This window comes from Stenotrophomonas sp. 05L44_2 (assembly GCF_056665995.1).
In genome coordinates this window covers 1-11,943 of record NZ_JBFTNR010000026.1, presented here as the reverse complement: position 1 = coordinate 11,943, position 11,943 = coordinate 1, and the positions used below count along the sequence as shown (strand labels likewise).

At 68.7% G+C, this 11,943-nt stretch carries 9 protein-coding genes; 5 read left to right on the top strand and 4 right to left on the bottom strand.

The genetic code is table 11. The features are described 5' to 3' along the window. The 3 genes from rng to tldD form a co-directional block, all read left to right on the top strand. Positions 1-1,309 (top strand): ribonuclease G (rng, locus tag AC1VAN_RS01700; RefSeq protein ID WP_480985150.1); only part of this gene is annotated, 1,309 nt, incomplete at its 5' end. A 30-nt stretch (positions 1,310-1,339) separates the two neighbouring features. After that, on the top strand, positions 1,340-5,209 hold the full coding sequence (locus AC1VAN_RS01695; RefSeq protein ID WP_032975053.1) for a YhdP family protein: 3,870 nt from the start codon (positions 1,340-1,342) through the stop codon (positions 5,207-5,209). 63 nt (positions 5,210-5,272) lie between these two features. Then, on the top strand, positions 5,273-6,718 hold the full coding sequence (tldD, locus tag AC1VAN_RS01690) for a metalloprotease TldD (RefSeq protein WP_480985149.1): 1,446 nt from the start codon (positions 5,273-5,275) through the stop codon (positions 6,716-6,718). A 41-nt stretch (positions 6,719-6,759) separates the two neighbouring features. Here the strand turns inward: tldD and yjgA are convergent, their stop codons facing one another. Then, a complete protein-coding gene (yjgA, locus tag AC1VAN_RS01685) occupies positions 6,760-7,350 on the bottom strand; it encodes a ribosome biogenesis factor YjgA (RefSeq protein ID WP_032975052.1) in 591 nt (196 codons plus the stop codon). A gap of 68 nt (positions 7,351-7,418) precedes the next feature. On the opposite strand from yjgA, the gene pmbA reads away from it, so the two are divergent. Beyond that, positions 7,419-8,786 (top strand): metalloprotease PmbA, encoded by a 1,368-nt coding sequence (gene pmbA, locus AC1VAN_RS01680; protein WP_032975051.1) that lies wholly within the window; start codon positions 7,419-7,421, stop codon positions 8,784-8,786. Between the two features lie 88 nt (positions 8,787-8,874). Continuing rightward, positions 8,875-9,237, top strand: coding sequence for a DUF4870 domain-containing protein (locus AC1VAN_RS01675; protein WP_025879282.1), 363 nt, complete (start codon positions 8,875-8,877; stop codon positions 9,235-9,237). A gap of 123 nt (positions 9,238-9,360) precedes the next feature. Here AC1VAN_RS01675 and AC1VAN_RS01670 read toward each other — a convergent pair whose 3' ends face one another. The 3 genes from AC1VAN_RS01670 to tilS are packed head-to-tail and all read right to left on the bottom strand — an operon-like array spanning position 9,361 to position 11,812. Beyond that, positions 9,361-10,239, bottom strand: coding sequence for a polyprenyl synthetase family protein (locus AC1VAN_RS01670; protein WP_032975050.1), 879 nt, complete (start codon positions 10,237-10,239; stop codon positions 9,361-9,363). Next, positions 10,229-10,489, bottom strand: a complete 261-nt coding sequence (locus AC1VAN_RS01665; RefSeq protein ID WP_006381978.1) for an exodeoxyribonuclease VII small subunit — start codon at positions 10,487-10,489, stop codon at positions 10,229-10,231. The genes AC1VAN_RS01670 and AC1VAN_RS01665 overlap by 11 nt, the downstream gene beginning before the upstream one ends. Before the next feature lie 36 nt (positions 10,490-10,525). Further along, the gene (tilS, locus tag AC1VAN_RS01660; protein ID WP_051584880.1) at positions 10,526-11,812 is read right to left on the bottom strand and encodes a tRNA lysidine(34) synthetase TilS; all 1,287 of its coding nucleotides are present in this window, start codon (positions 11,810-11,812) and stop codon (positions 10,526-10,528) included. Between the last annotated feature and the right edge of the window lie 131 nt (positions 11,813-11,943).

Sequence of the window (11,943 nt, the reverse complement as noted above, 5' to 3'; positions counted from 1 at the left end):
GGGGCTGGAGCGTGCCGCGTTCCTGCACGCCAACGACGTGGTGCGGCCGGCGCCGGTGGCCAGCGCCGATACCGAGAACACGACCCTGCCGCCGCCGTCCAGCGTGCCGATCGTGGAGCTGCTGCGCGACGGCCAGGACATCGTTGTGCAGGTGGTGAAGGATCCGATCGGGACCAAGGGCGCACGCCTGACCACCCAGATCAGCATTCCCTCGCGCTACATGGTGCTGCTGCCGCAGTCGAAGGTGGTGGGCGTGTCGGCGCGCATCGAGGACGAAGGCGAGCGCGCGCGGCTGAAAGCGCTGGTGACCGAACTGTCGGCCCAGCACGGCGGCTACGGCTACATCGTGCGCACCAAYGCCGARGGCCAGCCGGCCGARGCCATCGCCGARGACRTSGCCTACCTGTCACGGGTATGGAACGTGGTCGAGCGCCGCGGCCGCGAGGCGGCGTCGTGCAGCAACATCTATGAAGACCTGAGCCTGCCGCTGCGTTCGGTGCGCGACCTGATCCGCARGGACGTGGACAAGGTGAAGGTGGACTCGAAGGAGACCTTCGCCCAGCTGCAGGCGTTCGTGGCCAAGTACATGCCGGTGCTGGCGGAGAAGATCGAGCTGTACAGCGGTGATCGTCCGATCTTCGACATGTTCGGGGTCGAGGACGAGATCGGCCGTGCGCTGGACAAGCAGGTGCCGCTGAAATCCGGTGGCTACCTGGTGATCGACCAGACCGAGGCGATGACCACCATCGACGTCAACACCGGCTCGTTCCTCGGCCAGCGCAACCTGGAAGAGACGGTGTTCCGCACCAACCTGGAGGCCGCGCAGGCGGTGGCCAGGCAGCTGCGCCTGCGCAACCTGGGCGGSATCATCATCATCGACTTCATCGACATGGATGACGCCGAGCATCGCCGCCAGGTGCTGCGCACGCTGGAAAAGGCGCTGGCCCGTGACCATGCCAAGACCACGGTGTACGACTTCTCGCCGCTGGGCCTGGTGGAGATGACACGCAAGCGCACGGTGGAAAGCCTGGAGCGCCAGCTGTCGGAAACCTGCCCGCAGTGCAGTGGCCGCGGCACCATCAAGACCACCGAAACGGTGACCTACGAGATCTTCCGCGAGATCACCCGCGCGGTGCGCCAGTTCGATGCCGCGCGCCTGCTGGTGATCGCGTCCAGCAAGGTGGTGGCGCGGATCACCGATGAGGAATCCACGGCCGTGGCCGAGCTGGAAGAGTTCCTCGGCAAGAGCATCCGCTTCCAGGCGGACGAGCAGTACCTGCAGGAGCAGTTCGATGTTGTTCTGCTCTGATCCAGGCCGACTGTCTGCCTTCGGTGGCCGATGAGCGCGCCGCCGCGCCTGCGACTGCGAAGGATCCGCCGTCATTTCATCGCCGCATGCGCGGTTGGCCTGGTCGGGCTTGCCCTGCTGGTCGGCACCCTCAGCCAGCTGTTGCCGCTGGCTGAGCGCCATCCGGACCGGATCGCGGCCTGGCTGAGCACGCGCGCCGGGCAACCGGTGCGCTTCGAACGCCTGGACACCGCCTGGACCCGACGTGGTCCACTGCTGCAGTTGAAGGGCCTGCGCATCGGCGCGGGCCAGGGCCTGGCCATCGGCGATGCCGAGGTGCTGGTGTCGATGTACAGCGGCCTGTTGCCGGGCCGCTCGCTGACCGAACTGCGCCTGCGCGGCCTGGCGCTGGACCTGCAGCAGGCGGCCGATGGCCGCTGGTCGGTGCGCGGCCTGCCGCAGTCCCGCGCTGGCGGCGATCCGCTGGATGCGTTGCGCCGGCTGGGCGAACTGCAGGTGATTGGTGGCCGCCTCGGCGTGCATGCGCCAGCACTGGGTGTCGACGCCACCCTGCCACGTATCGACCTGCGCCTCCGCGTGGATGGCGACCGCCTGCGGGTGGGCGTGCGTGCCTGGGCACAGACCGACGCCTTGCCGCTGACGGCGGTGCTGGACCTGGATCGCCAGCGCGGCAACGGCGAGGCCTGGGTAGGCGCCGATCCGATCGATTTCCGTTCCTGGGCGCCGTTGCTGGCGGCCGGCGGCATGCGCCTGCGCGAGGGCAAGGGCGAGCTCAACCTGTGGCTGACCCTGCGTGATTTCGCCCCGGTGGCGCTGACCACCGATTCGGACCTGCGTGATCTGCGTGTCGAAGGCGCGCCGATGCCTGGCGTGGCGCGCCCGGAGATTCAATTGCAACGGCTGCAGGCGCGCCTGCGTTGGCAGCGGACGGCAGAAGGCTGGGCGCTGCAGGTGCCGCGCCTCCGCCTGCAGGCCGATGGCAGCCAGCAGCAGCTGGACGGGCTGCAACTGCGGGTGGGCAAGCAGATGCAGGTGCAGGCCGCAGCAGCGCAGGCGGGTACCGCGTTGCGCGCGCTGGCGCTCAGCGACCGCCTGGACGCGGGCCTGCGGCATTGGCTGTACCTGGCCAAGCCGCAGCTGGACGTGGCGCAGCTGCAGTTGCGCGGCCAGCAGGATGGCCCGTTGTGGGTGCAGGGCGAACTGCAGTCGCTGGGCTTTGCCAGTGTTGGCAACTCGCCGGGCCTGCGCGGCCTGGGCGGCCGCTTCGAGGGCGATGCCAACGGCTTCAGCCTGCAGCTGCAGCCCCAGCGCCAGCTGCAGTTCGATTGGCCAACCGGTTTCGGCGTGCGTCACGACCTGCACCTGGCCGGGCAGATCGTCGGTTGGCGCGACGAGGCCGGTGGCTGGCGCATCGGCACCCCGGCGATGCGTGTGGAAGGCACCGACTACGCTGCCGACGTGCGCGGTGGTCTCTGGTTCCAGGGCGATGGCACCCGGCCGTGGATGCAGCTGGCGGCCAAGCTGGACGACGTACCGATGACCGCGGCCAAGCGTTTCTGGATCCATTCCAGAATGAGCAAGGGCGCCACCGACTGGCTGGACATGGCTTTGGCCGGCGGCCAGGTGCGCAACGGCATCGGCCTGGTCAGTGGTGACCTGGACGACTGGCCTTTCGACAACAACGATGGCCGCTTCGAGGCCACCGGCCACATCAGCAACGGTGACATCCGCTTCCAGCACGATTGGCCGTTGATGGGCCAGGTCGATGCCGATGTCGCCTTCATCGGCCCTGGCTTCCACATGCAGGGGAGCGGCGATCTGGCCGGCGTGGCAGTACAGACATTCGAAGCCGGCATCCAGGATTTCGGCCAGCAGCCACTGTACGTGCGCGCCGACAGCCAGGGCGACGCCGGCAAGTTGCTGGCGATGCTGCGGCAGAGCCCGCTGCACAAGGAATACGGCGACACCCTGGACAACCTCGCGGCAAGCGGGCCGGCCAACGTGCATTTCGACCTGTTGCAGCCCCTGCATCATGACCAGGGCGGCGGCCACCTGCAGGGCACGGTGGACCTGGCCGGGCTGAAGCTGGTCGACAAGCGCTTCCAGCTGGAATTCGACAACATGCGCGGGCAGGCCCGCTACAGCAACGCCGGCTTCGCCGCCGAGGAACTGGCCGTGCGCCACCTAGGCCAGGACGGCCGGCTGAGCCTGCGCGCCGGTGGATTCGTGCGTGACCCCAAGCTGGCCTTCGAATCGGAACTGGCCGCCACGCTCGATGCGGGCGTGCTGATCGACCGCGCACCGGAAATGGCCTGGCTGAAGCCCTACATCAACGGTACCTCGCCGTGGACCATCGCGGTGAACCTGCCGAAGGTCGCGCCGGGTGCACCAGCGCCGCCCAGCGAGCTGCGCCTGCGCTCGGATCTGCTGGGCACCCGCCTGGATCTGCCGGCACCGCTGCAGAAGCCGGCCAACGAATCGCTGCCGACCACCGTGGCCGCACAGCTGCCGATGGGCGCCGGCCGCATCGACGTGGCGTTCGGCCAGCGTCTGGCGCTGGCCGCGCGCAGCCACAACAACCAGACCGGCGTTCAGGTCACCCTGGGCAGCGACCACGTTGACCGCGAACCACCGCCCAGCGGGCTGACCATCAATGGCCGCAGCCCGACCCTGGATGCGCTGGAATGGATCGGCCTGGCCCGTGGCGCCGGTGGCGATGGCGACCCGATGCCGCTGCGCGCCGTGGACGTGCAGGTCGGCCAGCTGATGCTGATCGGCGGCGTGTTCGAGCAGACCCGCCTGCAGCTGCATCCTGGCCCGCAGGCGCTGGACGTGCGCCTTGATGGCCCCTCGCTGGCCGGCAAGTTGAATGTGCCCAACGCCGATGGCGGCACCATCAGCGGCCAGCTCGAGCGCGTGTACTGGCAATCGCTGCCGACCCTTCCCGGAGCCACGGCGGCACCGGCGCGGGTGCAGGCCGGTGCCGACGACATGGACCCGGCCAAGCTGCCGCCGTTCGCATTGGACATCGCCGACCTGAAGTTCGGCAAGGTCGTGCTGGGCCAGGCCGTGCTGCGTACGCGGCCGATCGCCAATGGCCTGAGCGTGGAACAACTGCAGTTCCGCGCCCCCAGCCAGGAGATCGACATCCGTGGCCGTTGGCTTGGCAAGGGTGGCGGTTCGCGAACCGCGCTTGATGCGCAGGTGCGCAGTGAAGACCTGGGCGGGTTGCTGCAGAACCTCGACTACGGCGGCCAGCTGCGCGGCGGCTCCGGCCACGCCCAGCTGCAGGCCTCATGGCCCGGCGGTCCGTCGGACTTCCAGCTTGGCAACCTGCAGGGCCAGCTCGATGTGAATGCCCGCAATGGCCAGCTGCTGGAGCTGGAGCCGGGTGCCGGCCGCGTGCTGGGCCTGCTCAGCGTCGCCCAGCTGCCGCGGCGGCTGATGTTCGACTTCCGCGACTTCTTCTCCAAGGGCTTTGCGTTCAACCAGGTCGAGGGCAGCGTGCAGTTCGGCGAGGGCATGGCCCGTACCGACAAGGTGTTGATCGAAGGGCCGGCAGCGAACATCACCATCCGTGGCCAGGCCGACCTGCGGAAACAGCAGTTCGACCAGACCATCGACGTCAACCCGCGCGCCGGCAACCTGCTGACCGTGGTCGGCGCGGTGGCCGGCGGCCCGGTGGGCGCAGCGCTGGGAGCAGCCACCAATGCGGTATTGTCCAAGCCATTGGGCGAGATCGGTGCCCGCACCTACAAGGTGACCGGCCCCTGGAAGGAGCCCAAGGTGGAGGTGATCGAGCGCAGCCGCGAACGTGCGCCAGTACCCGCACCGCCGCCGCGCCTGCCGCCGTTGCCGGCCGTGCCGCCGACCGTCACCGAACCACCGCCACCGCGCTGAGCGCGGCCCCCGTTTCCCCAGGGCGGCCTTGCCTGACCGCCTTCACACCCCCAGATCGAGACCATGACTGACAACGCCCTGACGCTTGCCCAAGATCGCCTGTTGCGCCCCGGTGGCCTGGATACCGCTGGCCTGGAGCGCACCTTCGGCCAACTGCTCGGCCCCGGTGTCGACTTCGGCGACCTGTACTTCCAGCATGCCCGGCGCGAAAGCTGGAGCGTGGAAGATGGCATCGTCAAGGACGGCGCCCATTCCATCGAGCAGGGCGTGGGCGTGCGCGCGATTGCCGGCGAGAAGACCGGCTTTGCCTATTCCGATGACATCCATGCCGGTGCATTGCTGACCGCAGCGCAGTCGGCACGTGCGATMTCGCGCGAAGGCGGCGCACAGACCGGACGCTCGCTGCTGCGCGGCGATGCGCGCGTGCTGTATCCGGCGCTGGACCCGATCGACGGCATCGGCAACGAAGCCAAGGTCGAGGTGCTCAAGCGCCTGGACGGCTACCTGCGCGCGGCCGACCCGCGCGTGAAGCAGGTGATGGTCAGCCTGTCCGGTGGCGTCGATACCGTGCTGGTTGCCCGCACCGATGGTGTGCTGGGCGCCGACGTGCGCCCGCTGGTGCGGTTGAACGTGCAGGTGATCGTCGAGCAGAACGGCCGCCGTGAGTCGGGTTATGCCGGCGGCGGCGGTCGCTATGGCTATGAAGCGCTGTTTGCCGATGGCCGCCCGGAAGCCTTTGCGCGCGAGGCGCTGCGGCAGGCCCTGGTGAACCTGGAAGCGGTGCCGGCGCCGGCCGGGGTGATGCCGGTGGTGCTGGGCCCGGGCTGGCCGGGCGTRCTGCTGCACGAGGCGGTCGGCCAYGGCCTGGARGGYGACTTCAACCGCAAGGGCACCAGYGTCTAYGCCGGCMGSATCGGCGAGCGCGTGGCKGCCCCGGGCGTGACCATCGTCGACGACGGCACCCTGGACGGACGCCGYGGTTCRCTCAACATCGACGACGAAGGCCACCCGACCCAGTGCACCACGCTGATCGAGGACGGCATCCTGGTCGGCTACATGCAGGACAGCCTCAACGCGCGGCTGATGGGCGTGGCGCCGACCGGCAACGGCCGTCGCGAATCGTTCGCGCACATGACCATGCCGCGCATGACCAACACCTACATGCGCGCCGGCCAGCATGACCCGCAGGAAATGATCCGTTCGGTGAAGAAGGGCCTGTACGCGGTCAATTTCGGCGGCGGCCAGGTCGACATCACCAGCGGCAAGTACGTGTTCTCGGCCACCGAGGCCTACCTKATCGAGGACGGCCGGATCACCGCGCCAGTGAAGGGCGCGACCCTGATCGGCAATGGCCCGGAAACCATGCAGAAGGTGCGCATGGTCGGCAACGACCTGGCCCTGGATGAGGGCGTGGGCATCTGTGGCAAGGACGGGCAGAGTGTGCCGGTCGGTGTCGGCCAGCCGTCGCTGCTGATCGAGGGCATCACCGTCGGCGGTACCCAGGCCTGAGCACGGCGATGGCCACAGCCACCGCCATGCCCGACGGGGACTCAGTCCTCGTCGGCGTCGTCGACCGGTTCGTCTGCCTCGACGTCCTCACCGGACGCCTTCAGGCCGAGCGCGGCCGGCAGCATCAGCGCGCGCAGCACCTGGAAGATCTCGCGGTAGGCGCGCGGCGGCTTGTTCTTGGCCTTTTCGGCCTGGGCGTTGCGCACCAGCGTGCGCAGCTGCTGGCGGTCGGCCTGCGGATGGTCATCCAGCAGCGCGGCCAGCGCCTTGTCGCCTTCATTCATGAGGCGTTCGCGCCAGTCTTCGACACGGTGCATCATCGCCACTTCGCGGCGCCCGGTTTCGCTGTTGGCATCCAGCGCATCGCGGATCGCGTCCAGCGCGGCATCGTCCTCGCGGCGCATGTGCTTGGCCAGGAACGCCAGCTGCCGCTTGTGCGCGATATGGGCGGTGATGCGCTTGCACTCGGCAATGTGTGGCAGCAGGTCCTCCGGGATCGGCAGGCGCGCCAGCTGGGCCGGGGTCAGCGACACCAGCTTCTCGCCCAGGGCCAGGACGTCGAGCGCATCGCGCCGGTTCTGGCTGCGGCTCTTGTCGTGGAATTCACCGGTTTCTTCGTCGCGTCCGCGCATCGTCCATACCTGATTTCAAAAAAAGTCGCCCGGCGTGATGCCGGGCCCAACCCGCACAGGATAAAGCATTGAACGTGATCGCCCCTGAAGTCGCCGTCGGCGACGACAGCCCGGCCCGGCTGGAACGGCTGGCCGACATCTCCCAGCAGCTGCTGCAGCGTGCCCGCGCGCTGGGTGCCAGCCAGGCCGAGGTCAGCTGCAGCGAAGACCGTGGGTTGGAGGTCAATGTCCGTCTCGGCGAGGTCGAGACCGTGCAGTCCACCCGTGACCGCGGCATTGCCGTGACCGTCTACTTCGGCCAGCGCAAGGGCAGTGCCAGCACCGCCGACCTGCATGAGGCCAGCCTGCTGGCCACCGTCGAGCAGGCCTGCGCGATCGCCCGCCATACCGAGGACGATCCGGCCGCCGGCCTGGCGGAGGCCGAGCTGATGGCCCGCGACTTCCCCGAACTGGATGGCTGGCACCCCTGGGAGCTGCAGGCCGACGAGGCGGTGGACCTGGCGCTGGCCTGCGAGGCGGCGGGCCGCCAAGCCGATGCGCAGATCCGCAATTCCGATGGCGCCTCGGTATCGAGCATGCAGAGCGTGTCGGTCTACGCCAATTCGCATGGGTTCATCGGCCGCGAGCGCGGAACCCATCATTCGATCGGCTGTGCGCTGATCGCCGGCACCGGCGATGGCATGCAGCGCGACGGCTGGTACACCGGCGCACTGGCCCGCGAGGATCTGGAAGATCCGGCCAGCGTCGGTCGCCGCGCCGCAGAGCGCACGATCGCCCGCCTGCAGCCGCGTTCGCTGCCGACCGGCAGCATGCCGGTGCTGTACGCGCCGGAAGTGGCGCGCAGCCTGGTGGGTCACCTGCTGTCGGCAGTCTCCGGCGGCGCGCTGTACCGCCAGGCGAGCTTCCTGCTGGACAGCGTCGACCAGCAGCTGTTCCCCGACTGGATGCAGATCGAGGAGCTGCCGCACCTGCGCCGTGGCTTGCGCTCGGCCGCCTTCGACGGCGACGGCGTGGCCACCCGTGCCTCGGCCCTGGTGCGTGACGGCGTGCTGCAGCGTTACGTGCTGGGCAGCTATTCGGCGCGCAAGCTGGGCCTGCAGACCACCGCCAATGCCGGCGGCGTGCACAACCTGCAGCTGGCGGCCAATGCCGGTTCGCTGCAGGACATCGCCGCGCAGATGGGCAACGGCCTGCTGGTGACCGAGCTGATGGGGCAGGGGGTGAACGGGGTGACCGGCGACTACTCGCGCGGCGCCGGCGGCTTCCGCGTGGAGAACGGCCAGATCCAGTATCCGGTGGATGGCATCACCATCGCCGGCAACCTGCGGGACATGTTCATGGCCATCGAGGCGGTCGGCAGCGATGTCGATCCGCGCTCGCATATCCGCACCGGCTCGATCCTGGTGGGACGGATGACGATCGCCGGCAATGATTGATGCCATTGATGGCGTAAGCTAGGCCCGCCTGACGCGACCGGCTTGCCGCCGGTCGGTCAAGACCACCCAATAAAAAAGGAGTTTTGTCGTGAGCGAATTCGAGAACGTCCCGGCGGCGAGCAGCGTACCCGCTGACCAGCGCACCATGGCCCTGGTGGCGCACCTGCTGGGCATCTTCACCGGTTTCATTGGTGCCCTGGTCATCTGGCTGATCAACAAGGATGACGCCAGCAAGGCCTTCGTCACCGACCAGGCCAAGGAAGCGCTGAACTTCCAGATCACCGTCGCCATCGCGATGTTCGTCTGCATCATCCTGACCTTCGTGGTCATCGGTGTGTTCCTGGCGCCGATCGTCGGCCTGCTCAGCCTGGTCTTCAGCATCATCGCTGCGGTGAAGGCGAACAATGGTGAAGCCTACCGTTACCCGTTCGCACTGCGCCTGATCAAGTAAGCGGCAACGATCAACGACGCAAAAAGAAACGCCCGGCAATGCCGGGCGTTTCCGTGTATGGCGCGTAGGGTAGCGCCGGGCCATGCCCGGCGAACGCGCAGCGCGGCAGATCCATGCCTGCAGTCAGTGATCGCGTTCCACGGCCAGCGTGGCCAGCGCGCGCAGCGCATCGGCTTCTTCGTGATAGCCCGCCAGTGCCTGCCGCATGCGCGCGGAAAGTTCGCGCAGCTGCGCCTTGGCACCGTCCATGCCCAGCAGGGCAGGGAAGGTGCTCTTGTCCTGGGCCTGGTCCTTGCCGGCGGTCTTGCCCAGCTGTTCGGAGCTGGCTTCGACATCGAGGATGTCATCGCGGACCTGGAAGGCCAGGCCGAGCGCATCGGCGAAACCGTCGAGCTGGGCCAGCACGGGTTCGGGTGCATCACCGCACAACGCGCCCATGCGCACCGCAGCACGGATCAGCGCACCGGTCTTCAGCGCATGCATGCGGGTGAGGGCTGCCAGCGACTGCTGCTGGCCGGTGGCATCGATGTCCAGCGCCTGGCCGCCGCACATGCCGGCCGCGCCGGAGGCATGGGCCAAGGTCTGCAGGCACGCCACGCGCAATGCCGCCGGCAGCGGTGCATCGGCCAGCAGGCCGAACGCACGGGTCTGCAGGGCGTCGCCGGCGAGGATCGCGGTGGCTTCGTCGAAGGCGATGTGGGTGGTGGGCTTGCCACGGCGCAGGGCATCGTCGTCCATCGCCGGCAGGTCGTCGTGCACCAGCGARTAGGCGTGRATCAGTTCCACCGCCATCGCCGCGGCATCAAGCCTGTCCAGGGGCGCGCCGAACACCTGGCCGGCGGCATAGACCAGCAAGGGGCGCATGCGCTTGCCGCCACCGAGCACGGAATGGCGCATCGCCTGGTGCAGGCGTTGCGGGGCTTCGGCCGGTGAGGGCAGAGCGGCGTCGAGCTGGCTTTCGATACGGTCGCGCCAGCGCGCGAACAACGCCTCAGCCGTCATGGCTGGGCGGATCGAAGGGTTCGGCGGTTTCGGGCTGGGCCGGATCGCTGAGCAGGCGCACGCGCAGTTCGGCCTGCTCCAGCGCCTGCTGGCACTGGCGGTACAGACCAACACCACGTTCGTAAGCACTGAGCGAGGCTTCCAGGCTCAGCTCGCCGGTTTCCATCTGCTCCACCAGCTGTTCCAGCGATTCAAGCGACTGCTCGAACTGGGCGACCGGGGAGGCGTTTTCGGGGGACTTCTTGGCCATGCGACAAGTGTGGACGGCGCGCGCGCAAGGGTCAATTCACCAGCCGCCCGGATGCCACTGCAACTGCGCATTGCGTGCCTGCAGCCAGGCCTGCAGCGGTGCGGCAATGACTACATCGGCGGCCGCCAGCAGCTGCCCCTGGTCGAACAGCAGGGGCAGCTGTGCGCGTCGCCAGGGCGCCAGGTGCTCGCGCTGCAGGCAATCCTTCAACGCGGATGAATGCGTACGGCCGGCCAGCACGATGCGCTCGCCGCCCTGGCGGGCACGCAGGTCCAGCGGTTGTTCGAAGCGGTCCGTGCCGAGCAGGCGCAGCTGGCCGCCGTCGGGCAGCTGCAGCGGCGCGCGGCCGTCCCATGCCGCGTGCCAGTCCTTCGGCAGGACCGGCAGCGCTGCCGGCAGCAGGTAGGCGTGCTGGCGCCACTGGCGGATGGCGTGCTGCTGCCAACGCACCTGCGACTGCCGATCGGCGCCTGCGGCCATCAATTCGTTCTGTACTTGCCGCAGCACATGCGCCGGCAACGGGGCTGCGCCATGGCGGCGCACCCACGCACGCAGCACGCGCGCAGCACGCTCCGGTGCAACCTGGCGCAGCAGCTCCAGCGACAGCACCCGGGGTGCCACTTCCAGGTGAGCGAGCAGTTCGGCGTCTTCTTCATCGAGCAATGCACGGGTCTGCGCGCAATGCGCGGCGCTGCCGGCCAATGCGGCAGTGGCATGCGGCCAGCGCTGGCGCAGCAGTGGCAGTACCCGCAGGCGCAGGAAATTGCGGTCGGCGTGGTCTTCGCCATTGCTGGGATCTTCGATCCACTGCAGGCCGTGTGTCGTCGCGTAAGCCTGCAGCGCGCTGCGCGGCACATCGAGCAGTGGCCGCCACAGCCGATGGCCATCGAGGCGGCTGTCAGCGGTCATCGCCGCCAGCCCATCGATGCCCGAACCGCGCAACGCACGCAGCAGGAAGGTCTCGGCCTGGTCGTCCTGGTGCTGGGCCAGCGCCAGGGTTTCCCCGGCCTGCAGCTCGGCGCTGAATGCAGCGCGACGTGCCAGCCGGGCGGCCCCTTCGATGCCATGGCCGTCATCACGGCTGACCTGCACGTGGTGCACGGCCAGTTCGATGCCCAGCACCGCGCATTGCTGCTGGCAGTGCTGCACCCAGTCATCGGCCGCCGGTTGCAGGCCATGGTGTACGTGCGTCGCACGCAGCGGCGTGCCGGCGGCCTGTGCCGATCGCCACAGCCAGTGCAGCAGCACGGTGGAATCCAGGCCGCCGCTGTAGCCGACCAGCAGCGGTGCATCAAGCGGAACGAGGGCGGGGAAGGCAGTCACGGCGGCAAGTATAGGGTGGGTGGGTGAGTCGGCAGGGCTGCGCCCTGCACCCGCCGAAGCGGTAGTGCCGGCCGCTGGCCGGCAACCTGAGCAGCAACAGCAACAGCAACAGCAACAGCCGAAGCAAAAGC